Source organism: Mesorhizobium sp. USDA 4413 (genome assembly GCF_056280365.1).
Genome location: NZ_JBVPRP010000001.1, coordinates 4,490,542 through 4,514,650 on the forward strand (window position 1 = coordinate 4,490,542; position 24,109 = coordinate 4,514,650).

Annotated in this window: 25 protein-coding genes and 3 pseudogenes; 8 read left to right on the forward strand and 20 right to left on the reverse strand. The window is 63.0% G+C overall.

Translation table 11 applies throughout. The features are described 5' to 3' along the window. Positions 1-20 precede the first annotated feature (20 nt). From glpD to ACVMIM_RS22015, 8 genes and pseudogenes are all read right to left on the reverse strand, one after another. Entirely contained in the window at positions 21-1,547 is a 1,527-nt protein-coding gene (gene glpD, locus ACVMIM_RS21980) for a glycerol-3-phosphate dehydrogenase (protein ID WP_476114521.1), read from the reverse strand. Positions 1,548-1,673: 126 nt separating this feature from the next. Continuing rightward, positions 1,674-2,441 (reverse strand): DeoR/GlpR family DNA-binding transcription regulator, encoded by a 768-nt coding sequence (locus tag ACVMIM_RS21985; RefSeq protein WP_476114523.1) that lies wholly within the window; start codon positions 2,439-2,441, stop codon positions 1,674-1,676. Positions 2,442-2,566: 125 nt separating this feature from the next. After that, positions 2,567-3,977, reverse strand: a pseudogene (locus ACVMIM_RS21990) (pyridoxal phosphate-dependent decarboxylase family protein). Between the two features lie 71 nt (positions 3,978-4,048). Then, entirely contained in the window at positions 4,049-4,780 is a 732-nt protein-coding gene (locus ACVMIM_RS21995; protein WP_476114524.1) for a proteasome-type protease, read from the reverse strand. A 133-nt stretch (positions 4,781-4,913) separates the two neighbouring features. Next, positions 4,914-5,708, reverse strand: coding sequence for a transglutaminase family protein (locus ACVMIM_RS22000; protein ID WP_476114526.1), 795 nt, complete (start codon positions 5,706-5,708; stop codon positions 4,914-4,916). Positions 5,709-5,729: 21 nt separating this feature from the next. Beyond that, a pseudogene (locus ACVMIM_RS22005) lies at positions 5,730-6,672 on the reverse strand (alpha-E domain-containing protein). 138 nt (positions 6,673-6,810) lie between these two features. Next, positions 6,811-8,223, reverse strand: a complete 1,413-nt coding sequence (locus ACVMIM_RS22010) for a circularly permuted type 2 ATP-grasp protein (RefSeq protein WP_278048791.1) — start codon at positions 8,221-8,223, stop codon at positions 6,811-6,813. A gap of 169 nt (positions 8,224-8,392) precedes the next feature. Further along, positions 8,393-8,629: an Lrp/AsnC ligand binding domain-containing protein gene (locus ACVMIM_RS22015; RefSeq protein WP_040995065.1), complete on the reverse strand. Its 237-nt coding sequence runs from the start codon at positions 8,627-8,629 to the stop codon at positions 8,393-8,395. A gap of 308 nt (positions 8,630-8,937) precedes the next feature. On the opposite strand from ACVMIM_RS22015, the gene ACVMIM_RS22020 reads away from it, so the two are divergent. Then, entirely contained in the window at positions 8,938-9,357 is a 420-nt protein-coding gene (locus ACVMIM_RS22020; RefSeq protein ID WP_476114528.1) for a DUF4864 domain-containing protein, read from the forward strand. 34 nt (positions 9,358-9,391) lie between these two features. On the opposite strand, the gene tgt is transcribed toward ACVMIM_RS22020, so the two are convergent. The 7 genes from tgt to coaD are packed head-to-tail and all read right to left on the reverse strand — an operon-like array spanning position 9,392 to position 13,991. Further along, positions 9,392-10,522, reverse strand: coding sequence for a tRNA guanosine(34) transglycosylase Tgt (gene tgt, locus ACVMIM_RS22025; protein ID WP_476114530.1), 1,131 nt, complete (start codon positions 10,520-10,522; stop codon positions 9,392-9,394). Beyond that, positions 10,515-10,784 carry a hypothetical protein gene (locus tag ACVMIM_RS22030; RefSeq protein ID WP_476114532.1) on the reverse strand — a complete coding sequence of 90 codons (270 nt, stop codon included), beginning with the start codon at positions 10,782-10,784 and terminating at the stop codon, positions 10,515-10,517. Before ACVMIM_RS22030 ends, tgt begins: the two co-directional genes overlap by 8 nt. Then, entirely contained in the window at positions 10,774-11,862 is a 1,089-nt protein-coding gene (gene queA, locus ACVMIM_RS22035; protein ID WP_476114534.1) for a tRNA preQ1(34) S-adenosylmethionine ribosyltransferase-isomerase QueA, read from the reverse strand. The genes ACVMIM_RS22030 and queA overlap by 11 nt, the downstream gene beginning before the upstream one ends. After that, positions 11,862-12,308 carry a DMT family transporter gene (locus ACVMIM_RS22040; RefSeq protein WP_476114536.1) on the reverse strand — a complete coding sequence of 149 codons (447 nt, stop codon included), beginning with the start codon at positions 12,306-12,308 and terminating at the stop codon, positions 11,862-11,864. The genes queA and ACVMIM_RS22040 overlap by 1 nt, the downstream gene beginning before the upstream one ends. 15 nt (positions 12,309-12,323) lie before the next feature. Next, positions 12,324-12,836: a peptidylprolyl isomerase gene (locus tag ACVMIM_RS22045; RefSeq protein ID WP_040995079.1), complete on the reverse strand. Its 513-nt coding sequence runs from the start codon at positions 12,834-12,836 to the stop codon at positions 12,324-12,326. 30 nt (positions 12,837-12,866) lie between these two features. Next, positions 12,867-13,472 carry a peptidylprolyl isomerase gene (locus ACVMIM_RS22050; protein WP_476114537.1) on the reverse strand — a complete coding sequence of 202 codons (606 nt, stop codon included), beginning with the start codon at positions 13,470-13,472 and terminating at the stop codon, positions 12,867-12,869. Between the two features lie 18 nt (positions 13,473-13,490). Continuing rightward, on the reverse strand, positions 13,491-13,991 hold the full coding sequence (gene coaD / locus ACVMIM_RS22055) for a pantetheine-phosphate adenylyltransferase (RefSeq protein WP_040995083.1): 501 nt from the start codon (positions 13,989-13,991) through the stop codon (positions 13,491-13,493). Between the two features lie 284 nt (positions 13,992-14,275). Between coaD and ACVMIM_RS22060 the strand changes: the two genes are divergently transcribed. After that, positions 14,276-14,428, forward strand: coding sequence for a hypothetical protein (locus ACVMIM_RS22060; protein ID WP_476114539.1), 153 nt, complete (start codon positions 14,276-14,278; stop codon positions 14,426-14,428). Between the two features lie 45 nt (positions 14,429-14,473). Here ACVMIM_RS22060 and gyrA read toward each other — a convergent pair whose 3' ends face one another. Continuing rightward, positions 14,474-17,260 (reverse strand): DNA gyrase subunit A, encoded by a 2,787-nt coding sequence (gene gyrA / locus ACVMIM_RS22065; RefSeq protein ID WP_476114541.1) that lies wholly within the window; start codon positions 17,258-17,260, stop codon positions 14,474-14,476. Between the two features lie 525 nt (positions 17,261-17,785). On the opposite strand from gyrA, the gene ACVMIM_RS22070 reads away from it, so the two are divergent. Further along, on the forward strand, positions 17,786-18,799 hold the full coding sequence (locus tag ACVMIM_RS22070) for a PQQ-dependent sugar dehydrogenase (RefSeq protein ID WP_476114543.1): 1,014 nt from the start codon (positions 17,786-17,788) through the stop codon (positions 18,797-18,799). 66 nt (positions 18,800-18,865) lie between these two features. On the opposite strand, the gene ACVMIM_RS22075 is transcribed toward ACVMIM_RS22070, so the two are convergent. Then, entirely contained in the window at positions 18,866-19,696 is an 831-nt protein-coding gene (locus tag ACVMIM_RS22075) for a helix-turn-helix transcriptional regulator (protein WP_476114544.1), read from the reverse strand. 85 nt (positions 19,697-19,781) lie between these two features. Here ACVMIM_RS22075 and ACVMIM_RS22080 point away from each other — a divergent pair, with 85 nt between their 5' ends. The 3 genes and pseudogenes from ACVMIM_RS22080 (at position 19,782) to ACVMIM_RS22090 (ending at position 21,445) form a co-directional block, all read left to right on the forward strand. Further along, positions 19,782-20,312, forward strand: coding sequence for a hypothetical protein (locus tag ACVMIM_RS22080; RefSeq protein WP_476114546.1), 531 nt, complete (start codon positions 19,782-19,784; stop codon positions 20,310-20,312). A gap of 32 nt (positions 20,313-20,344) precedes the next feature. After that, a pseudogene (locus ACVMIM_RS22085) lies at positions 20,345-20,721 on the forward strand (VOC family protein). Between the two features lie 94 nt (positions 20,722-20,815). Further along, positions 20,816-21,445 carry a MarC family protein gene (locus ACVMIM_RS22090; protein WP_476114547.1) on the forward strand — a complete coding sequence of 210 codons (630 nt, stop codon included), beginning with the start codon at positions 20,816-20,818 and terminating at the stop codon, positions 21,443-21,445. Between the two features lie 73 nt (positions 21,446-21,518). On the opposite strand, the gene ACVMIM_RS22095 is transcribed toward ACVMIM_RS22090, so the two are convergent. From ACVMIM_RS22095 to ACVMIM_RS22105, 3 genes are all read right to left on the reverse strand, one after another. Further along, the gene (locus ACVMIM_RS22095) at positions 21,519-21,944 is read right to left on the reverse strand and encodes an OsmC family protein (protein WP_476114549.1); all 426 of its coding nucleotides are present in this window, start codon (positions 21,942-21,944) and stop codon (positions 21,519-21,521) included. Positions 21,945-22,120: 176 nt separating this feature from the next. Then, entirely contained in the window at positions 22,121-22,570 is a 450-nt protein-coding gene (locus ACVMIM_RS22100; RefSeq protein WP_476114551.1) for a DUF2306 domain-containing protein, read from the reverse strand. Next, positions 22,551-23,072, reverse strand: coding sequence for a single-stranded DNA-binding protein (locus ACVMIM_RS22105; RefSeq protein ID WP_476114552.1), 522 nt, complete (start codon positions 23,070-23,072; stop codon positions 22,551-22,553). Before ACVMIM_RS22105 ends, ACVMIM_RS22100 begins: the two co-directional genes overlap by 20 nt. A 236-nt stretch (positions 23,073-23,308) precedes the next feature. On the opposite strand from ACVMIM_RS22105, the gene ACVMIM_RS22110 reads away from it, so the two are divergent. Then, on the forward strand, positions 23,309-23,623 hold the full coding sequence (locus ACVMIM_RS22110; RefSeq protein ID WP_042642786.1) for an ArsR/SmtB family transcription factor: 315 nt from the start codon (positions 23,309-23,311) through the stop codon (positions 23,621-23,623). Then, entirely contained in the window at positions 23,620-24,096 is a 477-nt protein-coding gene (locus tag ACVMIM_RS22115) for an SRPBCC family protein (RefSeq protein WP_476114554.1), read from the forward strand. The genes ACVMIM_RS22110 and ACVMIM_RS22115 overlap by 4 nt, the downstream gene beginning before the upstream one ends. Positions 24,097-24,109: the final 13 nt, after the last annotated feature.

Below are 24,109 nucleotides of genomic sequence, written 5' to 3' on the forward strand. Positions count from 1 at the left end.
TGCGCATCAGCGGCCGATCCTCATTCCGCCGCCGCGACGTGACGGTTGCTCAGTCCGCGCATGAATTCCTCCAGTGCCGCCGCCTGCTCGCGGTTGAAATGCAGGCCGCGCTTGGTGCGGCGCCACAGCACGTCCTCGGCGGTGACCGCCCATTCGTTCTCGACCAGGTAGCGGACTTCCGCCTCGAAAAGGTCGGCGCCGAAATTGCGGCCGAGATCGGCATTCGACTTGGCGAGCCCGAGCAGCTTCTCGGCGCGCGTGCCGTAAAGCCGGGTGAAGCGGCGCGCCAGCCGCTGGTCGAGGAACGGATAGGTGCTCTTCAGCCTGGCGACCTGGGCATCGAAACCGGTCGCAGGGAAATCGCCGCCGGGCAGCGGCGCGTCATGCGTCCACGGCTTGCCGCGCTTGCCGAGAAACCCTTCGATCTTCTCCAGCATCGATTCTGCTAGCCGGCGGAACGTCGTGATCTTGCCGCCGAAGGCGTTGATCAAGGGGGCCATACCCTCCCCGCCGTCGGCTTTCAAAACATAGTCGCGCGTCGCCTCCTGCGCCTTCGAGGCGCCGTCGTCATAGAGCGGGCGTACCGCCGAATAGGTCCAGACGATGTCGGAGCGCTTTACCGCTACCGCGAAATACTCGCTCGCCGCGGCGCACAGATAGTCGATCTCGGCGTCGGAGATCTTAACGTCGTGCGGATCGCCCGGATAGTCGCGGTCGGTGGTGCCGATCAGCGTGAATTCTTCCTCGTAAGGAATGGCGAAGATGATGCGACCATCCTTGTTCTGGAAGAAATAGGCGCGCGGATCATCGAACTTCTTGCCGACGACGATGTGGCTGCCCTGCACGAGGCGAACATTGTGGACCTCGTTCTGGCCGACGGCGGCCGAGAGCACGTGATCGACCCACGGGCCGGCGGCGTTGACGAGAAGCCGCGCGCGAACCTCCTCGGTTTCGCCGGTAAGCACGTTCTGCACCTTGATGGTCCAGGTCGACCCGTCGCGCCGCGCGCTGACGACCTTGGTGCGGGTGCGGATAATGGCGCCCCGGTCGGCGGCGTCACGGGCGTTCAGCGCCACCAGGCGCGCGTCATTGACCCAGCCATCCGAATACTCGAACGCCTTGCGGAACAACGGTTTGAGCGGCTTGCCGGCCGGATCGCTCGCCATATCCAGCGTCTTCGTCGCCGGCAAGAGCTTGCGCCCGCCGATATGATCATAAAGGAACAGCCCGAGCCGGATCAGCCAGGCGGGCCTCAGGCCCTTGGCGTAAGGCAGAACGAAGCGCATCGGCCAGATGATGTGCGGCGCGTTCTTCCAGAGGACCTCGCGTTCCATCAGCGCTTCGCGCACCAGCCGGAACTCGTAGAATTCGAGATAGCGGAGGCCGCCATGGATGAGCTTGGTCGAGCCGGAGGAGGTCCCGCTCGCCAGATCGTTCATCTCGGCGAGGTAAACTGAAAATCCGCGGCCAACGGCGTCGCGGGCGATGCCGCAGCCATTGATGCCGCCGCCGATGACGAAAATGTCATGGATCGGGGATGCGTCCAAAGGGTCCTCCAACGATTTCGCATTGCACCATTTTTGTGTTTTACGAAACCGTGACGGGATTATTTCGAACTCAAACCGAATGTCAAACGAAATATCACCGCTGCGTGAGACGGCCGTGATGCGCGCCTATTGGAGCGCCGTCTCGATCAACCGAACCTCGGTCTCCTCGCAAACCCGGCGGATCGACGGGATGTCGCACCGATCGGTGATGAAGGTGTTCACCTGCGAAAGGTGACCGATCCGAACCGGCGCCGTGCGCTCGAATTTGGTCCGGTCGGAGACCAGGATGACGTGGCGCGCATTGGCGATGATGGCCTGCGCCACCTTCACTTCGCGGAAATCGAAGTCGAGCAGCGCGCCGTCATGGTCGATCGCCGAGGCGCCGATGACAGCGTAGTCGACCTTGAACTGGCGTATGAAATCGACGGCCGCTTCGCCGACAACGCCGCCGTCGGAACCGCGCACCACGCCGCCGGCGATCACCACCTCTATCGTGGGATAGATGCGCATCCTATTGGCGACATTGATGTTATTGGTGATAACCATAAGCCCGTTGCGGTCGAGCAGCGCCTTAGAGACGGCCTCGGTGGTGGTGCCGATATTGATGAACAGCGAGGCGTTGTCCGGAATGAGTCTGGCCGCGGCGCGGCCGATCGCTTCCTTCTCGTCGGCCGCGATTTTACGGCGAGCCTCATATTCCATGTTTTCGATGCCGGACGGGAACAACGCCCCGCCATGGACGCGTGTCAGCAAGCGCTGGTCGCAAAGGTCGTTGAGATCCTTGCGGATGGTTTGCGGCGTCACATTGAAATGCGTCGCCAGATCGTCGACCAGAACCCGGCCGTGATCTTTCGCCATCTGGATGATTTCGGCGTGGCGTGGCGAAAGAAACATCCGGCGTCCCTCCATTTTCGTTTTTTCCGTCTATATCGGAAAACGAAAGCGAAGAAAAGGTATGAGCCGGCTAACGAAAATCACCTGATTGCAAAAGGCAAACAGAGCGGAACACCTCTACCGCCTCAGGATAAGCGCCGCGCGATCTCGGTTATGACGTCGAAGGCGGCATCGACATCGGCTGCCGTCGACTCGAACTGTCCCGCCTGAAAGCGAATAGCCACGCGCCCATCGACCCGCGTTTGCGTCAGGTAAATGCGGCCATCGGTGTTGATGGCGTCGACGAGGCGGAGGTTGTGCTCGTCAGGGTCGATGCCTGCCACCGTGCGGTGCCGGAACGAGAACAGCGAAAGCATCGGCTCGCTGACGAGCTCGAAATCCGCTTCCCCGGCGAGGCGCGCGGCAAGCCCTGTGCTCCAGGCAACGTGGTTGCGGATCATCGCGCGCAGGCCCTCGAGGCCATGGGCGCGCAGCAGGAACCAAAGTTTCAGCGCGCGGAAGCGGCGCCCGAGCGGCACCGACCATTCCGAATAGTTGATGATGCCGTCATGACCCAGCGTTTTCAAAAACTCCGGCTTGATGGCCAGCGTGCGCACGAGATCTTCCGGCTGGCGGACGAACTGGATCGAGCAATCGAACTGCGCGCCGAGCCACTTATGCGGATTAAAGACAATGGAATCGGCGCCTTCGACGCCGGCCCAGAAAATCGGTATTCCGGGCAGATCATCGCCGACCCGGCCCAGGCGGCGTCGACATGCAGGTAAAGTCCGTGCTGCTTCGCCACAGCGGCCACCGCCGCTATGTCGTCGGTGCCGCCGGTGCTGGTGCCGCCGACACAGGCGATGATTCCCGCCGGCAGCAGACCGGCTTCACGATCGGCAAGGATCGCGGTCTCAAGCGCCGCGGTGTCCATTGCGCGAAAACGTCCGGAGACCGGGATGCGGACAAGGTTATCCTCGCCGATGCCCGATACCCAGATGGCGCGGTCGATCGAGGTATGGACCTGGTCGGAGGAATAGACGCGCAGCTTGCCCTGCCCGGTCAGCCCCTTTTTGTTGCCCAGCCAGCCGAGCGCGCGCTCACGCATCGTGAGCACCGCGGCAAGCGTCGCCGACGAGGCCGAATCCTGGATGACGCCGGAAAAGCCTTCGGGCAGGCCAAGCGCCTGGCGCATCCAGTCGACGATGCGCGTCTCGAGCTCCGTCGCCGCCGGCGAGGTCTGCCACAGCATGCACTGCGCGGCCATCGCCGAGACCAGATATTCCGCCACGACCGAAACCGGAGCCGCATTGGCCGGGAATAGGCGAAGAAGCGCGGATGCTGCCAATGCGTCATGCCCGGCACGATCTTCTCTTCGAAATCGGCGAAAATCTTGTCCATCGGCTCCGGCAATTCGGGTGGCGAGGCCTCGATGCTCCTGAAGATCTCGCCCGGCGCGATCGCCGGCCGCACCGGGCGGTCGCGCAGGCCGGCACGGTAATCGACGCCCCACTCGGCCGCCCGCCTCGACCAGTCGCGGAATTCCTCATTATCCATATTTTCCTCCCAGCAGCCGTCGAAGACACCGGCCGGCTGAACCGCTCCCAGGCAATGGTGCGACCAAAATCCTACCCCGGAAAATCCGGCAGATTTGAAAAAGCGATTTTCAGCGCATTGGACCAGCCGTCGGAAACGGTGCGATAGTAAGGGTCATTCTGGTCGATCCGTCGGTTCAGCCCCACCCTGAGCGCATCGTGCTCCAGGAACAGCAGGTCGAGCGGCAGCCCGACCGAAAGGTTGGATTTCAGCGTAGAATCGAAGGACACGAGAAGCAGCTTCACCGTTTCGGCAAGGCTCATTGTCCGGTCGTAGGCACGGATGATAATCGGCTTGCCGTATTTCGTCTCGCCGATCTGAAAGAAAGGGGTGTCATCGGTCGACTCGATGAAGTTGCCTTCCGGGTAGATCATGAACAGCGTTGGCGGGCTGCCCTTGATCTGGCCTCCAAGGATGAAGGAGGCATTGAAGTAGGAATCGGCCTTGTCGCCGTTCGGCGAGGCATGTTCGATGACTTCCTTGACCGTATCGCCGACCAGCCGCACCGTCTGGTACATGGACGGGGTTTCGAGCAGCTTCGGATGACGGTCGCCAACGGCCTTGTTGCGTTCGTCGAGAAGGCTGACCACCGCCTGCGTCGTGGCAAGATTGCCTGCCGACATCAGCACGATGACGCGCTCGCCGGGCTCTTCCCACACATGCATCTTTTTGAAGGTCGAGATCGAATCCATGCCGGCATTGGTACGCGTGTCCGACATGAACACGAGCCCGCGATCGATCTTGAGGCCGACGCAATAGGTCATGGTCGCTCTTCTGCTAAAGCAATTCCAGGAAAGCATGTAGCGGTTTTCCGCCCGGAATTGCGTGAAAACAAAGAGATAGAGCGGTTCGGCGATCCCATCAAATGCTGAACCGCTCCGGCGGTTTCGAAGCGGATTACTGCTCCACCGTGACGCTGACGGCAAGCTTCTCTTGCGCCTGCCCCAAGAGTATCCCCGACACCGGCGAGGCATCGCGATAGTCGCGCCCCATCGCCACCCGCACATAGCGTTCGTCGGGAGAGATACCGTTCGCCGGATCGAAGGCAACCCATCCGAGCCCGACGACATAGGCCTCGGCCCAGGCATGGCTCGCGGCCTGCTCCACGGCCGCATCCATCATCAAATAACCGCTGACATAGCGGGCGGGAAAACCAAGCGCGCCGGCCGCAGCGATGAAGATGTGGCTGTGGTCCTGGCAGACGCCGGACTTCAGCGCGACCGCCTCCTCCGCCGGCGTCACGACGCTGGTCGTGCCCGGTTTGTAGGCGACTCGTTCGCGGATCACGCCCATCAGCCGGTGCAATCGCTCGATCTCGGTGCCCTGCCCGACCAGGCCAGCCAGTTCGCGTATCCCTTCGCCGGCGGTGGTGAGCGGCGTCTGTTGCGCGAACAGCCAGAGCGGCGCAAAACCCTGATGCGGACCCGTCACGCCCGCCGTGTCATGCGTGGTCACGTCTCCAGCCGCCTCGACGGTGATCGAGTTCTGGCCCCTCTCGGCGCTGACCAGCCGCGTGTCGTTGCCGAAATGGTCGGTGAAGCGCACCTCCTCGCGCGCGCCTTCCACCTTGATCGCCCAGGAGCCGATGGTCTGCGTGCGCCCGCTGGAAGGGAGCAGGCGCAGCCGCTGCAGCAGATACTGCACCGGCTGGTCGTAGTGGTACTCGGTGCGATGGGTGATCTTGAGCCGCATAGCGCTCGCCCTCGGCTGTGCTCAATAGAACCGGTAATCCTGGGCGATTTCGTCGCCCAGCCTGGTGTTGTCGCGAATGAACTCGTGCAGGAATTCGTGCAGGCCGTGGTCGAATATGTCCTTGATCGAACCCTTCCTCAGCATCGCCTGGGATCTTCTCGGCCGTGGCGTGGCATGCATGGCGCTCGCCGTAATCGTCGGCGAGGAATTTCAAATGCTCGCCGAGAAAGCGGTAGCAGAAGGTCAGTGAGCGCGGCATGCGCACGTTGAGGATCAGATAGTCGGCTATATTGGTCGGCTTGTAGTCCGCCTCATAAACCCAGCGGTAGGAGCGGTGCGCCGACACGGAGCGCAGGATCGACTCCCACTGGTAGTTGTCCAGCGTCGAGCCGACCCAGGACAGTGAAGGCAACAGCACATAATATTTCACGTCGAGGATGCGCGCCGTGTTGTCGGCGCGCTCGACATAGGTGCCGAGCTGCGAGAAATCGAAAATCTCGTTGCGCAGCATCGTACCGTAGAACGAACCGCGGATCAGCGCCGTCTCGCGCTTGATGGCATCGAGAACCGTCGGCAGGTCGCGCTCGTCGACGGGCCTCGCCAGCATGCGCTTGAGCGACATCCAGGCTTCATTGATGCTTTCCCAAGTCTCGCGCGTCAGCGCCGTGCGCACCATGCGGGCATTGTTGCGCGCCGTCTCGATCGACGACATCGTGCTCGACGGGTTCGAGGTATCGCGCAGCAGGAAATCGGAGACGTTTGCGGCCGTGTAGTCCTGGTACTTCTGGCTGAAGGCGACGTCCGAGCCGGCGCTGAGCAGCACCGAGTTCCACTCCTCGGATGCATCCTGGGTGCGCGTCAGCGCCATGCGCAAGCCGGCATCGACCAGGCGCGCCATGTTTTCGGCCCGCTCGATATAGCGGTTCATCCAGTAGAGACCGTTGGCGGTGCGGCCGAGAAGCATGAGAACGCCCTTCGGGCTAGTGAGTAGGGAATAGGCAGTAGGCAGTAGTAAGCATTTGAATCTCAATAGAATGTGCCATTTCCCGTCCCTCTATGTTCAACTGCCTACTGCCTACTGCCCATTCCCTACTCGCTCATATCAATCATCCAACACCCACGTATCCTTCGTCCCGCCCCCCTGTGAGGAATTCACCACCAGGGAGCCCTCTTTCAGGGCGACACGCGTCAGGCCGCCCGGCACGATCTGAATTCGGTCGGAGACCAGCACATAAGGCCGAAGGTCGACATGGCGGGGCGACAGGCCCTTCTCGGTCAGGATCGGGCAGGTCGAGAGCGCCAGCGTCGGCTGGGCGATGTAGTTGGAAGGCTTCGCCTGGAGTTTGTTGGCGAACGCCTCACATTCCTTCTTGGTCGCGGCCGGGCCGACCAGCATGCCGTAGCCGCCGGAGCCATGCACTTCCTTGATCACCAACTCGCCGATGTGCTCGAGCACATATTTGAGGCTGTCGGGCTCCGAGCAGCGCCAGGTCGGGATGTTGCCGAGGATCGCCTTGCGGCCGGTGTAGAACTCGACGATCTCGGGCATATAGGAATAGATCGCCTTGTCGTCGGCGATGCCCGTGCCAGGCGCATTGGCGATGGTGATGTTGCCGGCGCGATAGACATCCATGATACCCGGCACGCCGAGCGCGGAGTCCGGCCGGAAGGTCAGCGGATCGAGGAAGGCGTCGTCGACGCGCCGGTAGAGCACGTCGATCTGCTTGTAGCCCTCCGTGGTCCGCATCGCGACGTGGCCGTCGACGACGCGCAGATCCTGCCCTTCGACGAGTTGCACGCCCATCTGGTCGGCGAGGAAGGCATGTTCGAAATAGGCCGAGTTGTAGGAACCCGGCGTCAGCACCGCGATGGTCGGCGTGCCTTTGGCGCTTTGCGGCCGCACGGCCGCCAGCGACTGGCGCAGCAACTGCGGGTAGTTCTCGACAGGCCGCACCTTGATCTTCTGGAACAGCTCCGGAAAGAGCTGCATCATCGTTTCGCGGTTCTCGAGCATGTAGGAGACGCCGGACGGCGTGCGGGCATTGTCCTCCAGCACGTAGAACTCGTTCTCCGAGATGCGCACGATATCGACGCCGATAATGTGGGTATAAACGCCGGCCGGCGGCCTGACCCCGATCATCTCGGGCAGGAAGGCTTCGTTCCTGGCGATCAGATCCTTGGGCACCCGCCCGGCGCGCAGGATCTCCTGGCGGTGGTAGATGTCGTCGAGGAAGGCGTTCAGCGCCTGCACGCGCTGCTCGATGCCTTGCGTCAGCCGGCGCCATTCCTGGCCGGAGAGGATGCGCGGGACGATGTCGAAAGGGATCAGCCGCTCGGAAGCTTCCTGCTCGCCATAGACGGCAAAGGTAATGCCGGTCTTGCGGAAGACGCGCTCGGCGTCCTGCATCTTCTGGGTAAGCCTGGCCGGGTCCTGCTCCTTCAGCCAGCGATCGTAAGCCTCATAAGGTCTTCTCAATCCGGAGACTTCCGGAAGCATTTCGTCGAACGCTGCCAATCGCGTACTCCCCTCTGAGGCCATTTCACTGGCCCCGCCGGAGAAAATCAAGCGCAATCGGTGATTTAGGAAGCCGTGACGGTCACTCCATGCAAATTGCCTAAAATCAAGGCACGGATGGCAAGGCCGGGTCAGTTCCTGCTTCCCGGCGGGGCACAGCGAGACCCGATCAGAACGCCCGGAAGGTCACGATAGTGAAGGTGTCCTTGATTCCAGGCAGAATCTGCACCCGCTCGTTGACGAAGTGGCCGACGTCTTCCTCGTCATCGATATAGAATTTGGCAAGCAGGTCGTAATTGCCCGCGGTCGAGTAAATCTCGGAGGCGATCTCGGCATCGGCGAGCGCGCTGGCGACCTCATAGGACTTGCCCAGGTCGCACTTGATCTGCACGAAAAATGCCTTCATTGCCCGGTCCTGCCAGCCTCGGAGCAATTCCAGGAAAAGTGCCTGGCGGCTTTCCGTCCGGAATTGCGTCAAAACAAAAAGTTGGAACGGATCCACGATTCCAAGAGCGGATCCGTTCCAACGAATAAGCGGCCCTTGTGGCAGACTGCCGCTCGGCTTTCAAGCTTCACGCGCCGCGCACCTCAAAGAGCATCTGATCTCGCCTCCCGACGCTGAAATGGCGAAATCTTCGCAGCTCGGTGAAACCACGCAATGCCGCGACGCGTATGTTAGATTCGTTCGCCAAGTGAATTCCAGGGAGGCAGGTCATGCGCCGCGCATTGTTCGCACTAGCTCTCGTTCCGATGTTGATGACCTCGCTTGCCTTGGCTGGCGATGCCGAGATCCAGGCCGCGCAGACCGTCATCGACAGCCAGTTGAAGGCCTTCATCGCGAATGACGGGGCCACCACCTACAGTTTCGCCGCACCGAACGTGAAGCAGATCTTTCCGACCGTCGACACCTTCATGAACATGGTGACGAACGGCTACGCGCCGGTGCGTAAACCCCAATCCTATTCCTTCGGCAAGGTCGAGGAGACCGCGCCCGGTTCGATCGTCCAGCAGGTGTTGATCGTAGGACCCGACGGCAAAGACTACGAGGCGGTCTACACCCTGCAGCAGCAGGCGGACGGCAGTTTCAAGATCACCGGCTGCAGCCTGCGCGCCGCGACTTCGGTCAGCACCTAAGCACAATCAGGAAAGTGCGAAGCGATTGGCGGCATCACCGCGCCGGAATATCGCCCCTCGCCCAGCCTTCGGTGATCTCGGCGGCGCGCGTTTCAAAAGCCTGCGCCTCGATGGCTGCCCGGATGTCCTGCATCAGTCTCTGATAATAGGACAGGTTGTTCCAGGTCAGCAGCATGGCGCCGAGCGCTTCCTGCGAGCGCACCAGGTGATGCAGATAGGCGCGCGAATAGTCGCGCGCCGCCGGGCAGTCGCTTTCCTCGTCGAGCGGCCGCGGATCGTCGGCATGACGGGCGTTCCTGAGATTGACCTTGCCGCGGCGTGTGTAAGCCAGACCGTGACGGCCGGCGCGCGTCGGCATCACGCAGTCGAACATGTCGATGCCGCGCGCCACCGATTTCAATATATCGTCCGGCGTGCCGACGCCCATCAGATAGCGCGGTCTGTCGGCCGGCAGTTCCGGGCAGGTAATGTCGAGCATCTCCAGCATCACCGCCTGGGGCTCGCCGACCGCAAGCCCGCCGACGGCGTACCCTTTGAGGTCCATCGCCTTGAGCGCCTGCGCCGAACGCAGGCGCATCGGCGCGCTGTCGCCGCCCTGGACGATCCCGAACATCGCCTTGCCCGGCTGGTCGCCGAATGCCGTCTTGCAGCGCTCGGCCCAGCGCAGCGACAATTCCATGGCGCGCTCGATCTCCTTTGGCTTTGCCGGAAGTGCCGTGCATTCGTCGAGCTGCATCTGGATATCGGAATCGAGCAGTCCCTGGATCTCGATCGACCGCTCCGGCGACATCTCGTAAGGCGCGCCGTCGATATGCGAGCGAAAGGTGACGCCCTGTTCGGTCAGCTTCCTGAGCTTCGAAAGCGACATGACCTGGAAGCCGCCGCTGTCGGTCAGGATCGGATGCGGCCAGCGCGCGAACTCATGCAGGCCGCCGAGCCTCGCCACGCGCTCGGCGCCCGGCCGCAGCATCAGATGATAGGTGTTGCCGAGGATGATGTCGGCGCCGACGCCGCGCACCTGGTCCATATACATGGCCTTGACGGTGCCGCCGGTGCCGACCGGCATGAAGGCAGGCGTGCGGATCTCGCCGCGCGGCATCGAGACAACGCCGCGCCTGGCCTTGCCGTCAGTGGCAAGCACCTTGAAGGAAAAAGTCTCAGCCATTGAATTCCTTGTCATGCACCGGAGCGCCCGGCGCCTGCTCGGCGAGCGACTGCCGGTAGCGGATGCAGCCCCGCATGAATTTCGGCCAGGGTGGCACGGCGATCGACGGCTCGGTCTTTTCCGGCAAAAGGTCCCAGAGGTCGGGATGATGCCAGCACAGATCATGCCCGGTCGCGTCGCGATGCGCGCGGATGCCGGCGCGCAGCTTTTTCACCTCCGCCATCAGCATGTCGCGGTCCATTTTCTCGAGATCATCGTCCATCGCTCGTCTCCGCCCGGTAAAGCAGGCTGGCATCGCCATAGGAATAGAACCTGTAGCGGTTCTCGACGGCATGCGCATAGGCCGAGCGCATCGTCTCCAGTCCGCTGAAGGCCGAGACCAGCATGAACAGCGTCGAGCGCGGCAGATGGAAATTGGTCATCAGCATATCGGCTGTGCGGAACCGATAGCCGGGCGTGATGAAGATGTCGGTCGGTCCGGACCAGGGCTCGATCCTGCCGTCCGCACGCGCCGCGCTCTCCAGCAGCCGCAGCGACGTCGTGCCGACACAGATGATCCGCCCTCCCCGCGCCTTGGCCGCGTTGAGCGCCGCCGCCGTCTCCGGGCTCACCGAGCCGGTTTCGGCATGCATCTTGTGATCGGCCGTGTCGTCGGCCTTGACCGGCAGGAAGGTGCCGGCGCCGACATGCAGCGTGACGAAGCGACGCTCGATGCCCCTGGCGCCGAGCGCGGCAAACAGCTCCGGCGTGAAATGCAGCCCGGCGGTGGGGGCAGCGACTGCGCCCTCTTCCCTGGCATAGATCGTCTGGTAATCGGCGCGGTCGCGCTCGTCGTCGTCGCGCTTTGAGGCGATGTAGGGCGGCAGCGGGATGTGGCCGACCGCGTGCAGCGCCTCGTCGAGGAACGGCCCGGAAAGATCGAAGCCGAGCAGCGCCTCGCCCGCCTCTCCCTTTTCGAGCACCGTCGCGTCGAGTTGGCCGAGGAAGCAGGAATTCTGATCATGGCCGAAATGGATGCGGTCGCCGGCGGCGATGCGTTTGCCCGGCCGCATGAAGGCCTGCCAGCGGTCCGGTGCCACGCGCATATGCAGCGTCGCCTCGACCTGCGCCACCGCATCGCCGCGCTTGCGCATGCCTTTGAGCTGCGCCGGAATAACCTTGGTGTCGTTGAACACCAGCACGTCGCCTTCGCGAAGCAGCGACGGCAGATCGGAAACGATGCGGTCCTGCAATGCTTCTCCCGGTGTGACGACTAGCAGCCTGGCGCTATCGCGCGGCTCCGCCGGGCGAAGCGCGATGCGCTCCTCCGGCAGGTCGAAGTCGAACAGGTCGACGCGCATCAGAAGAGCCGGATGAGCAACGCCCCGGCAAGCAAGAGCACGGCGCCGGCAACGCGGCCAAGCGAGATTTCGCGCACCGCCACGCCAAGGAAACCGGCGCGGTCGATCAGCATGCCGGCGGTCAGCTGGCCGGCGACCAGGAAGGCCATGAGCGCGGCAGCGCCGATGCGCGGCGTGAGGATCGTCGACAGCGTCACATAGAAGCCGCCGAGCATGCCGCCGGCGATGAACAGCCAGGGCGCCGGCGCTTTCCAGTCCAGCGAGATGCCCTGCAGCTTTACTACCGAGACCGAGATGACGCCGAGCACGATGGCGCCGGACAGGAAGGAGAACGCGGCGGCGGCCACCGGAAGACCGAGGCCGCGCGCCAATTGGGAATTGATCGGCGCCTGGACGGCGATGAAGGCGCCGGACAGGATGCCAAGCAGGGACCAGACTGCGCCCATCGTCGTTCTTGTGCCTTACTTGACGTCGGCCGCGACCTTCAGCGACACGATCTTGTCGGGATCCTGCACCGGCTCGCCGCGCTTGATCTTGTCGACATTTTCCATGCCTTCGATGACCTGGCCCCACACCGTGTACTGGCGGTTGAGGAAGGCGGCGTCGTCGAAGCAGATGAAGAATTGCGAATTGGCCGAGTTCGGGTTCTGGGCCCGAGCCATCGAGCAGGTGCCGCGGCCGTGATTGGCGTTGGAGAACTCGGCCTTGAGGTCCGGCTTGTCGGAGCCGCCCATGCCGGCGCGCGAGGGCGCATAGGTGGGCTTCGAGGAATTGCCGAACTTGACGTCGCCGGTCTGCGCCATGAAGCCGTCGATGACGCGGTGGAACACCACGCCGTCATAGGCACCCTCACGCGCCAGTTCCTTGATGCGGGCGACGTGCCCGGGTGCCAGCTCGGGGTACATCTCGATGACGACCGGACCCTTGGTCGTTTCCATGATGAGTGCGTTCTCGCGGTCCTTGATCTCAGCCATGTCAGAAATCCTTTTTGAAAATCGAGGGAGTTATTTGCCGTCGGCGGCGATGCGAACCTTGATCATGCGGTCGGGATCGGTGACCGTGCCGTTGTCGGCTTCGTCGCCCTTCTTGATCTTGTCGACGAGGTCCATGCCGCCGACCACCTTGCCGACGATGGTGTACTGGCCGTCGAGGTTCGGCGCCGGCGCGAACATGATAAAGAATTGCGAGTTGGCCGAATTCAGGTCTTGCGAGCGGGCCATGCCGACTACGCCGCGCGTGAACTGCTCGGTCTGCGAGAACTCGGCCGGCAGGTCGGGAAGATCGGAACCGCCGGTGCCGACGGCTTGCGGGTTGAAGCCCTTCTTCATGTTGCCGAACTTGACGTCGCCGGTCTGCGCCATGAAGCCGTCGATGACGCGGTGGAAGGCGACATTGTCATAGGCGCCGTCGCGCACCAGCTTCTTGATCTGCGCGACATGCTTAGGCGCCAGGTCGGGGCGCAACGCGATGGTCACGTCGCCATCCTTGAGCGTGATGATCATGGTGTTTTCCTTGTCGGCGGCGACGGCCGGCCCGGATGCCGAGAAAAGGAATGCCGCGAAAAGGCCGGCAAGCACGACAAGGAACGAAGCGAGCTTCTTCAGCTGCATGGGAATCTCCGGGAAAGCCTATCTGGTGAACTTGGCGTTGAGCGCGCCGGCGACGGCCACTGGCACGAATGGGCGGATATCGCCACCCATCGAGGCAATCTGGCGCACGAGTGTGGCGGTAATGGTGCGCACCGAGGGGCTGGCGGGGAGAAAAACCGTCTGTAATTCCGGCGCCATCGTCTCGTTCATGCCGGCCATCTGCATTTCGTAGTCGAGGTCGGTGCCGTCGCGCAGGCCGCGGATCATGATCGAGGCGCCGTGTTTGCGGGCCGCGTCGATGACTAGCCCGTCGAAGGAAACGACCTTGATGCGGCCGCCGTCCCGGCCGAACTCGGCTTTGGTCGCGGCCTCGATCAGCTCCACGCGTTCCTCGAAGGAAAACAAAGGCTTCTTACCCGGATGGATGCCGATCGCCGCATAAACGGTGTCGGCTACCGCGAGCGAGGCTTTCAGCACGTCGAGATGGCCGTTGGTCAGCGGGTCGAAGGAGCCGGCGTAAAGAGCGATGCGTTCGGTCATGGCAGGCTTCTAGAGCAATTCCAGGAAAAGTGTGAGCGGTTTTCCGTCCGGAACTGCGCAAAACAAAAAGATAGAGCCGTCCGCCGTTTCCCACGAAACGCATTAGCGAGCTTCTCAAACGATGGCAAATCCCACCGATTGGCCGGCCGTGAACCTTTTCGCGCCGATGAACGACAGATGAATGCGGCAATCACTAACGTTTCACGCAGCGTTCACTAGGCTGCCGCTTCAAGCGATGAAACCAAATTCCCATGTCATCGTTGTACGCCCAGGAGAACACGCAAATGCTGATCTACATGCTTGCCACTGCAATGACCATCGTGATGCTGATCGCGACTGCATTCGGGTTGCATCAGGAAGCAGCGCGGGTGCGCGTCAAGGCCAACACAAAGCGGCTCGATGGTTTTGCTCAACGCAACGTCTACCGTCGCCGCTAATCACCACTATCACCGCACCGGCCCAGAGGGCCGGCTTTGACGGACCTATTCGCTCTCGCTCCTATTGTCGGCGCCAGTCTCACTCGAAGCCACGTCTTCGGCCTCTTCATCCGACTGCGGCTCCGAAATCCGCTCCACCGACACAACCTTCTCGCCCTCAGCCGTGTTGAAGATCGTCACGCCCTTGGTGGCCCGGCTGGCGAAGCGTATGCCGTTGACCGGTACCCGGATGACCGTGCCGCCGTCTGAAACCAGCATGATCTGGTCGTCATTGCCGACGGGGAAGGTGGCGACCAGGCGGCCGATCTCGGCCGTCTTCGACACGTCGGTGGCGCGGATACCCTTGCCGCCGCGACCGGTCAGGCGGAAGTCGTAGGACGACGAACGCTTGCCGTAGCCATATTCAGTCACCGTCAGCACAAACCTTTCATGCGCCTTGAGGAACTCATAGCGCTCGTCGGAAAGCTCGGCTTCCTCGCCGACCTCCTCATTGGTGAGCGCAATCTCCTCTTCCTCGCCGGCTCCGCCGGCGGCAAGCCTGCGCTCCGCTGCGGCACGCTTCAGATAGGCTGCGCGCTCGGCGGGTGACGCATCGACATTCTCGATGATCGACATCGAGATGATGCGGTCGGTATCGGCCATGCTTATGCCGCGCACGCCGACGGAATTGCGGCTCTGGAAGACGCGCACGTCGGAGACCGGGAAACGGATGCACTGGCCGGAATTCGCCGTCAAAAGCACGTCGTCATTGTCTGTGCAGGTCTCGACGCCGAGAATCTCGTCGCCCTCTTCCTCCAGCTTCATGGCGATCTTGCCGTTGCGGTTGACCTGGACGAAGTCGGACAGCTTGTTGCGGCGCACGGTGCCGCGCGTGGTGGCGAACATCACGTCGAGCTCGCCCCAGCTGGTCTCGTCCTCCGGCAGCGGCATGATCGTAGTGATGCGCTCACCCTGCTCGAGCGGCAGCATGTTGATCAGCGCTTTGCCGCGCGATTGCGGGTTGCCGATCGGCAACCGCCAGACCTTTTCCTTGTAGACGATGCCGCGCGAGGAGAAGAACAGCACGGGCGTGTGCGTGTTGGCCACGAACAGCCGGGTGACGAAATCCTCGTCCTTGGTCGACATGCCGGAGCGGCCCTTGCCGCCGCGGCGCTGCGCCCGGTAGAGCGAGAGCGGCACGCGCTTGATGTAGCCGGAATGGCTGACGGTGACGACCATGTCCTCCCGCTGGATCAGGTCCTCGTCTTCCATATCCGCCCCGCCGTCGGAGAGCTCGGTGCGGCGCGGCGTGCCGAATTCGTCACGGACCGCGATCAGCTCGTCCTTGACGATCTGCTGGATGCGCGCGCGCGACGACAAGATATCAAGGAAATCAACGATCTCAGCGCCGATCTTGTTCAACTCGTCGGCGATCTCGTCGCGGCCGAGCGCGGTCAGGCGCTGCAGGCGCAGGTCGAGGATGGCGCGCGCCTGTTCCTCGGAGAGATTGTAGGTGCCGTCCTCGTTGATGCGGTGGCGCGGATCGTCGATCAGCTTGATCAGCGGCGCGACGTCATGCGCCGGCCAGCGCCGCTCCATCAACTGCTCGCGCGCCGTCTGCGGATCGGGTGCTGTGCGGATGAGCTTGATCACCTCGTCGATGTTGGCGACCGCAATCGCCAAGCCGACAAGCACATGGGCGCGCTCGCGCGCCTTGCGCAGCAGGTATTTCGTGCGGCGGCTGATCACCTCCTCGCGGAAACCGACAAAGGCCTTGAGCATGTCGATCAGCGTCATCACTTCCGGCTTGCCGCCGTTGAGCGCCACCATGTTGGCGCCGAACGAGGTCTGCAGCGGCGTGAAGCGGTAAAGCTGGTTGAGGATGACGTCGGCGACAGCCTCGCGCTTCAGTTCGATGACGACGCGATAGCCCTGACGGTCGCTCTCGTCGCGGATGTCGGAAATGCCGTCGATACGCTTTTCGCGCACCAGTTCGGCCATCTTCTCGATCATCGCCGCCTTGTTCACCTGATAGGGGATCTCGGTGACAACGATGGATTCACGATCGTTTCCGCGCCTTTCGATCTCGACGCGACCGCGCATGACGATCGAGCCGCGGCCGGTGGAATAGGCGCTGTATATACCGGACCGGCCAAGGACGATGCCGCCGGTCGGGAAATCCGGGCCGGGCACGATCTCCATCAGCGCCGGCAGGTCGATGGCCGGATTGTCGATGATCGCCATCGCTCCGTTGCACACTTCGGCCAGATTATGCGGCGGGATGTTGGTGGCCATGCCGACGGCGATGCCGCCCGAACCATTGACCAGAAGGTTCGGGAAACGCGCAGGCAGCACCTTGGGCTCTTGTTCCGCGCCGTCATAATTGTCCTGAAAATCGACCGTTTCCTTGTCGATATCCTCCAGGAGCTCGTGCGCGACCTTGGTGAGCCGCGACTCGGTGTAGCGCATGGCCGCAGGCGGGTCGGCGTCGATAGAGCCGAAATTGCCTTGACCGTCGATCAGCGGCACGCGCAGTGACCAGTCCTGCGCCATGCGAACCAGGGCGTCATAGATCGAGGCGTCGCCGTGCGGATGGTATTTACCCATCACATCGCCGACGATGCGGGACGATTTCACATGCTTGCGGTTCCAGTGGTAACCGCCTTCCTGCATGGCGTAGAGGATGCGCCGATGCACGGGCTTCAGGCCGTCGCGCACATCTGGCAGCGCGCGGCTGACGATCACGCTCATGGCGTAATCGAGATAGGAGCGCTGCATCTCCTCGATGATCGAAATCGGCTCGATGCCGGTGGGGCCGCCGTCCGGCCCGCGCGGTGTCTTCTGGTCGGTCAAATCAGGTCACAATCCAGTCGGGAATCACTGCATGCTTATATAGGAAGCCTCGCCGAAACTCCAATGTCGGCCGGACTTTTCCAGAGACAATTTCGGTGGTAATTTCAAATGGATACCGCTGATTGCGACGATATGGCCACTGTCGTTTTCGCCGTCATGCGGCAAGGTCGGCGATGGATCGGGCAAAAACCGCAAGTGCTGTGAACCTGGCCTCATGGCTGCCCCTGCGGGCGCTGAGCGGCTGGAGCGTCAAGGACCTCAACGGCGATCTGGCGGCCGGCGCGTCGGCCCGCACCAGCAAGGCAGATAGTCCGCGTCCTTGCTCCTGGCGAGCGCCAACGCTTCCTTCATCGCTTTGTTGAAATTCTTCGCAACTGCATCCTTATCGATGCCGTCGGATTGACGGCAGCCGGGCCTGGCAAGCTCCGTGCCCTGCCTGTCGCCGCTGTATCGCTGGCTCGACTTGAAACGGGGATAAGCCGCTCCAATTCCCTCCGGCAGACCTGCTTGCGTGTGGAGGCGGCAATGGACGTCCTTTCCCTCAAGACCGGATTGCTTTCCGCTGGAATTCGATTCCTCGCTTTCGCTTCGGTTGCGACGGTCGCCTCCGGTTTGGATCTCGGCGCGGCGCGGGCTGCGCTTCTTGCCCGCGTTCCAGCCGCGCGCGAAATGGCGGTCTGCGGCGACATGCTGTTCGTCGGCACCAAAGGCTCCTCGGTCTATGCCTTGCCTGTGTCCGGGGGACGCGCCCGACGGGTCGCCTCCGGGTTCTCGGCTGCGAGCGGTGTCGCATGCTCCGGCAGTCGTCTGTTCGTAGCCTGGAGGAACAGCGTAACCGCCTTCGATATCGGGCCAGGAGGCGCTCTCAGCGGCAGGCGCGACATTCGCCGGGGATTGGCGAATTCAGGGGTTCATAGTTATCGCTATATCGGCGTCGGCCCCGATTCCAGGCTCTATGTCTCGTTGGGATTGCCTTGCAACATTTGCCAGCCGCGGGGACTGCAAGGCACGATCGTCAGCATGAAGCAGGACGGGTCCGATCTTCGGCGCGTCGCCTGGGGCGTGCGTAATTCGGTTGGCTTCGACTGGCAAGGCGGCACGATGTTCTTCACCGACAACGGCGCAGACCGTATGGGCGACGACATCCCGCCCGACGAGTTGAACGAGCTCCGGCCCGGCGGCTTCTACGGCTTTCCATATTTCGGCGGCCAAATCCGGCTCAAGGGATTCGAGGGCGCGCGACCGCCCGCGCAGCAGATTTCGCCCGTCTTCGACTTCCAGGCGCATGTCGCAACGCTCGGAATCCACTTCTTCCGCAGCCTCGGCGGCGACGCTCTGGTCGCCGAGCATGGAAGTTGGAACAGGTCGGTACCCGTCGGCCGCCAGGTCGTGCGCGTGCGCTTCCGGGGCGGACGGCCGGTCTCGGTAGCGACATTCGCCAGAGGCGTTGGTCGCCCCGTAGATGTCAAGGAGGCGCCGGATGGCTCCGTCCTCGTATCCGACGACAGCGGAGGCGCGATTTACGTTTTCAAGCAATGACAACGGGGCACTCGAGACAGCCGGTTGTTGGCGAAATTGCCGGTCCAAATCAAAGCGCGTCCGGCGCTATCGCATGTGGGCTCGCCTGGCTCGGTATGCGCCAGGCGCCTCCCCCATCTCGCGCCGGAAGCGGCGGTTGAAGGTCGACAGGTCGTTGAAGCCTGCGTCGAAGGCGATCGTCGAGATCGCCGCGTCCGAGCTGCGCAGGCGCACCGCGGCGCGGTGCAGTCTGGTCCGCAGCAGGAACTGATAGGGCGTCATGCCGGCAACCTGCCGGAACGTGCGCAGGAAATGATACGGGCTGGTCGCAGTGCCGTCGGCCAGCTCGGTCAGCGAGAGCGGTCGCTCGGCGTTGAGCTCGATCAGGCGCACGGCCTCGGCAACCCGTTTCTGGTCGCGGCGGCTGGGAGCCCGTGCCGCTCTGGAAAGACCGGCGGCAGCCGCGATGACCGCGCCTGCAATGCGCAGGCCGAGTTCCTCGAATGCCTCGTCGTCGCCGGATTCCTGCGCTGCCTCCGCCCCGGCCAGCAAAGGCGCCAGCGCCGGCAAAGGCGGCAGGCGCGGATCGGCAAAGCCGAGCCGTTTTACGCCCGGCAAGTCGGCCATGACGCCTTCCATATAGGCCGGCGAGAAATGGAACGAGAGGCAGCGGTCGCCGGCACCGTGCTCATGCCCACATTCGTAGCAGGCGCCGGGATTGCCGAGCAGGATGGCGCCCGGCGCCAACATTGCCGTGCCCTGGCGCGTGCGATAGCGGAACGTTCCCCTGGTCACCGCGGCGATGCAGAAGCCGCGATGCTCCTCCTCGAACGGCTTGTCGCCGGCAGCGGCGGTGCACACCACGTCGGACACGGACCAGCCATGTCCTGAACCCAGAGTTTTCTGCGCTGTCGTCATGCCCGAAAGATAGCAATTTTTCCCAAGCGACGAACCCTGCCATGCCCCTATTGCTTGCCCTCTCCTGACAAACGAGGCAGCAACAATGACCGATCCCTTTGCTGAGGCCCTGCACAGTGACGGGCCCAAACCAGACCTCGCCGAAAAGCTGAAGCTCTACGGCCGCTTCATCGGTGCCTGGGCATTCGACGCCACCCGCATTCTCGAGGACGGCACCAGGCTCACAGGGCGCGGCGAGGTGCATTTCGGCTGGGTTCTGGAAGGCAGGGCCGTGCAGGACGTCTGGATCCTGCCCGCCCGCGACGCAGGTCCCTCCCCGTCGCTCGGGCCGTGGACCTTCTACGGCACGACATTGCGGGTCTACGATGCCAGCGCCGACGCCTGGCACATTTTCTGGAGCGACCCGCGCAACCAGTATTACAGCCGGCAGCTCGGCCGCGCCGAGGGCGACACGATCGTCCAGGTCGGCGCCGACGGCACCGGCGCGTCGGTGCGCTGGAGCTTTTCACGCATAACCGAAAACTCGTTCCGCTGGCTCGGCGAGCGCTCGCATGACGGGGGCGCGACCTGGCGCATGGAGGTCGAGTTTTTGGCACGGCGCTCGACTCCAGCTTAAGCGACCAACCAATTGCAATCATGGAGGAAACAATGCTCGACCATGTCTCGATCGGCGTCCGTGACGCCAGCGCTTCGAAACGCTTCTATGACGCAGCGCTGAAGCCGCTCGGCTATTCTGTCTCAGCCAGTCGCCCGGGTCCTTCGGTTACGGTGCCGAGACAGTCCGGCTTTGGGTAAACGATGCCGGGCGGCCGGTACCGGCTGACATGGACTCCGGCCTGCACATCTGCTTCTCGGCGCCGACACGCGCCAGCGTCGACGCCTTCCATGCGGCCGTATTGCGTGAGGGCGGCAAGGACAACGGCCAGCCCGGACTGCGCGCGGGCTATGGCGACAATTATTATGCCGCCTTCGTCATCGATCCGGATGGTTACCGGCTGGAAGCCTATTGCAGCAATGCCGAATAGCCGGCTGATTTACCCTCCCGCCTGTTTCCAGCGCCCGGCCTTTGCTCTACCAATTGCGGGGCTCGGGCGTCGCCCCGGCGGGAGGGGGCCAGCGATGCCGAGCTTCGATACCCTGTTCAACGCCTTCGTCACCATCCTGGTGACCATCGACCCACCGGGGCTGGCGCCGCTCTTCCTTGCGGTGACGCGCGGCATGAATCGCGAAGAGCGTCAGCAGGTCTCGGTGCGTGCTTCGGTAATCGGCTTCCTGGTGATGGCGCTGTTTGCAATTGCCGGCGCCTCGATCCTGTCGGTGTTCGGCATCACGCTGCCGGCCTTCCGCGTTGCCGGCGGCTTCCTCTTGTTCTTCATCGCCTTCGAAATGGTGTTCGAGCGCCGTCAGGACCGCAAGGAGAAGATCGGCGACGTCGCCATAACCAAGGACATGATCCACAACATCGCCGCTTTCCCGCTGGCGATTCCGCTGATCGCCGGCCCCGGCGCGATTTCGGCGACGGTGCTCTTATCGGGGCATTTTGAGGGCTTTGCCGCACAGGCAGCGCTGGTCGGCATCATCTTCCTCTGCCTCGTCATCACCTATCTGGTGTTCGTGCTGTCGGAACGCATCGACCGCATCCTCGGCCAGACCGGCCGCTCGATCCTGACGCGCCTGCTCGGCGTGATCCTGGCCGCGCTCGCCGTGCAGTTCGTGGCCGACGGCGTAAGGGCCCTGATGGCGGCATAATCCGCAGCTGCGAGTGGCTCACACCTACTGCCTACTGCCTACTGCCTACTGCCTACTGCCTACTGCCTACTGCCTACTTCGCCACCGTTTCGACCACCTCGAAATCACGCGTGATAGTCGCCGTCTTCGCCATCATCGCGCTGGCCGAGCAGTATTTCTCGATCGACAGGTCGATCGCCCGTTTCACCTTGTCGCGCGAGAGCGCGCGGCCCTTGACGATGAAATGCATGTGGATGCGGGTGAACACTTTCGGGTCGGTCTCGGCCCGGTCGGCGTCGAGCTCGACCACGCAATCCTCGACCGCCTCGCGGCCCTTCTCGAGGATGTGGACGACGTCATAGGCCGAGCAGCCGCCAGTGCCGATCAGCACCAGTTCCATCGGGCTCGGTCCAGGCGTCTTGCCATCCGGCCCATGCGCCGTGCCCAGCACGACCTTGTGGCCGGTGCCGGACTCGCCGACAAAGGTGCGTTCCTCAACCCATTTGACGCGTGCTTTCACGTTTGATCTTCCTTGCGAAATTCCCGTCCGCGCCAAGGCGTGTTGAGATTCAGGTCAGGCCGCGCCGAAAATGGCGGGTTCCGAGAACCGGAGCGGAGCGTACTTGAAGTACGTGAGCACCGGAAGCGCAGGAAACCGGCATTTGCAGGCCGGCCTCACCTGAATATCAACACGCCCTACTGGCCGAACACGACGGCATGCATGACCCGGCCGGGGAGCAGCGTGGAGATGCCGGCGCCGACCAGCGCGAACAGATAGAGCTTGATCATGGTGCCGCGATGCGCTGCCACCTTATGGGTGTGCGCATACCATGCCGCCAGCGGCACCGTAACCAGCACCAGGATAGACAACAGATGGATCGGACTGAACGGACCGACGAGCCGTATCTGCTGGATCCAGAAACTCGAAATGGCGATGACCAGCATAAGCGCCACCCAAGCATAGCCCAGCACGCGGTGACGCGCAGTACCCTTCGGCAGCGCCAGCTGGGCGCCGCCGATGGCGAAAGCGGCAAAGGCCGCGAAGGCATGCCATGGAATGGAGGCGGCGCCGACAGAAGCGGTCCGAGCGACATCGCGCCTTCCCTCAAATGCCGTTTCGAGGCGCCTAGAACGGGATCTCGTCATCCAGCTCGCGCGACGGGCCGCCACCGCCGCCGCCTTTCGAACCACCGCCGCCGCCGCGACTGAAACCTTCATTCGGGCCGGACTGGCCGAAATCCGAACCGCGGCTGCCGCCGCCGGAATAATTGCCGACCTGGCCGCCGCCACCCTCGCCGCGCGCGTCGAGCATCTGCAATTCGCCACGGAATTTCTGCAGCACGATTTCGGTCGTGTAGCGGTCATTGCCGGTCTGGTCCTGCCATTTGCGGGTCTGCAACTGGCCCTCGACATAGACCTTCATGCCCTTCTTCAAATACTGCTCGGCCACCTTGGCAAGCTGGTCGTTGAAGATGACGACATTGTGCCACTCGGTCTTGTCCTTGCGCTCGCCGGTGTTCTTGTCGCGCCAGCTTTCCGATGTGGCGATGCGGATGTTGACGACCGGATCGCCGGAATTCAGGCGGCGGATTTCAGGGTCCGCCCCGAGATTGCCGACCAGAATGACCTTGTTGACGCTACCCGCCATCTTACTTCTCCGCGCTCATCCGAAACAAATTTTAAGTCGCTCACCTTACAGCCTCGGGGTCGCCCATGCCCGCAAAGGCTGGTTTTTCCCACAAGGTTTTTGTTCTCTTTTCGTTCTAATCTCGACCGCCTGTCCTGTCAAGGAATGTCAGCAAAGGCCGGGTTTGAACATGCATCCCGATATGGCGATCAAATAGAAGCTTGCCAAATCGATAAGTATCGACTTATGCTTCATCCATGATCGAAGCAGAGATTTTCCGGGCACTCGCCGACCCCACCCGTCGCGCCGTCTACGAGCGGCTGACCGCCAGCGAGATGAGCGTGAGTGAGCTGCGTGCCGGCATGAGCGTGTCGCAGCCGGCGGTCTCCCAGCATCTCGCCGTTCTGCGCGGCGCCGGCCTGGTGGTCGAGCGGCGCGCCGGCCGCAACGCCTACTACCGCGCCGATCCGCAAGGGCTCGATCCGTTGCTCGGCTGGATCGAACGCTACCGCGCCTTCTGGCCGGAACGCATCGAAAAGTTGAAGACGGTTCTGAAGGGAATGGACCAATGACGGCAACCGAAAACCCGACGGTCGACGAAGCGCCGCTCAGCTTCGAATGCGACCTTCCCGATCCGCCGGAAAAAGTCTGGCGAGCGCTGACCGAGCCGGAACTGCTCGCCGCCTGGATGATGCCGAACGACATCAAGGCGGAAGCAGGCCGCCGCTTCGCCTTTGCCGGACCGGATGCGCCGATCGAATGCGAGGTGATCGAGGCCGAGCCCGGCAGGCTGTTGCGCTACTCCTGGCGCGAGCGGCCCGGCGCCAAGGACGCGGACCGGCTTCCCGCCTTTGACAGCATCGTCACGTTCACGCTTGCCGGCACCGCCTCGGGCGGCACGCATCTTCGCATCGTGCATGACGGCTTCGTGCCCGTGGCGCAGCCGCTCGTCGCCGTCTCGGGCGCGGAATGCGGACTTTCGCTTGACGCGCGCAAGACCCCAACCGCCGCCAATGCGCCTTGCATGATGCTGCGCGCGGCCTGATCGAAAGGAATCC

Coding starts and splice junctions, on each gene's coding strand:
- ACVMIM_RS21995 (WP_476114524.1), bottom strand. CDS start 4,780: ATGACCTATTGCGTCGGCCTCAAGATCGATCGCGGGCTCGTGTTCATG.
- ACVMIM_RS22050 (WP_476114537.1), bottom strand. CDS start 13,472: ATGCAGCTGAAGAAGCTCGCTTCGTTCCTTGTCGTGCTTGCCGGCCTT.
- tgt (WP_476114530.1), bottom strand. CDS start 10,522: ATGGCTGAGACTTTTTCCTTCAAGGTGCTTGCCACTGACGGCAAGGCC.
- queA (WP_476114534.1), bottom strand. CDS start 11,862: ATGCGCGTCGACCTGTTCGACTTCGACCTGCCGGAGGAGCGCATCGCG.
- coaD (WP_040995083.1), bottom strand. CDS start 13,991: ATGACCGAACGCATCGCTCTTTACGCCGGCTCCTTCGACCCGCTGACC.
- ACVMIM_RS22045 (WP_040995079.1), bottom strand. CDS start 12,836: ATGGCTGAGATCAAGGACCGCGAGAACGCACTCATCATGGAAACGACC.
- ACVMIM_RS22105 (WP_476114552.1), bottom strand. CDS start 23,072: ATGGCGGGTAGCGTCAACAAGGTCATTCTGGTCGGCAATCTCGGGGCG.
- ACVMIM_RS22020 (WP_476114528.1), top strand. CDS start 8,938: ATGCGCCGCGCATTGTTCGCACTAGCTCTCGTTCCGATGTTGATGACC.
- ACVMIM_RS22110 (WP_042642786.1), top strand. CDS start 23,309: ATGATCGAAGCAGAGATTTTCCGGGCACTCGCCGACCCCACCCGTCGC.
- ACVMIM_RS22070 (WP_476114543.1), top strand. CDS start 17,786: ATGGACGTCCTTTCCCTCAAGACCGGATTGCTTTCCGCTGGAATTCGA.
- ACVMIM_RS21985 (WP_476114523.1), bottom strand. CDS start 2,441: ATGTTTCTTTCGCCACGCCACGCCGAAATCATCCAGATGGCGAAAGAT.
- ACVMIM_RS22075 (WP_476114544.1), bottom strand. CDS start 19,696: ATGACGACAGCGCAGAAAACTCTGGGTTCAGGACATGGCTGGTCCGTG.
- ACVMIM_RS22115 (WP_476114554.1), top strand. CDS start 23,620: ATGACGGCAACCGAAAACCCGACGGTCGACGAAGCGCCGCTCAGCTTC.
- ACVMIM_RS22060 (WP_476114539.1), top strand. CDS start 14,276: ATGCTGATCTACATGCTTGCCACTGCAATGACCATCGTGATGCTGATC.
- ACVMIM_RS22030 (WP_476114532.1), bottom strand. CDS start 10,784: ATGGACGATGATCTCGAGAAAATGGACCGCGACATGCTGATGGCGGAG.
- ACVMIM_RS22040 (WP_476114536.1), bottom strand. CDS start 12,308: ATGGGCGCAGTCTGGTCCCTGCTTGGCATCCTGTCCGGCGCCTTCATC.
- ACVMIM_RS22100 (WP_476114551.1), bottom strand. CDS start 22,570: ATGACGAGATCCCGTTCTAGGCGCCTCGAAACGGCATTTGAGGGAAGG.
- ACVMIM_RS22080 (WP_476114546.1), top strand. CDS start 19,782: ATGACCGATCCCTTTGCTGAGGCCCTGCACAGTGACGGGCCCAAACCA.
- ACVMIM_RS22000 (WP_476114526.1), bottom strand. CDS start 5,708: ATGCGGCTCAAGATCACCCATCGCACCGAGTACCACTACGACCAGCCG.
- ACVMIM_RS22090 (WP_476114547.1), top strand. CDS start 20,816: ATGCCGAGCTTCGATACCCTGTTCAACGCCTTCGTCACCATCCTGGTG.
- ACVMIM_RS22015 (WP_040995065.1), bottom strand. CDS start 8,629: ATGAAGGCATTTTTCGTGCAGATCAAGTGCGACCTGGGCAAGTCCTAT.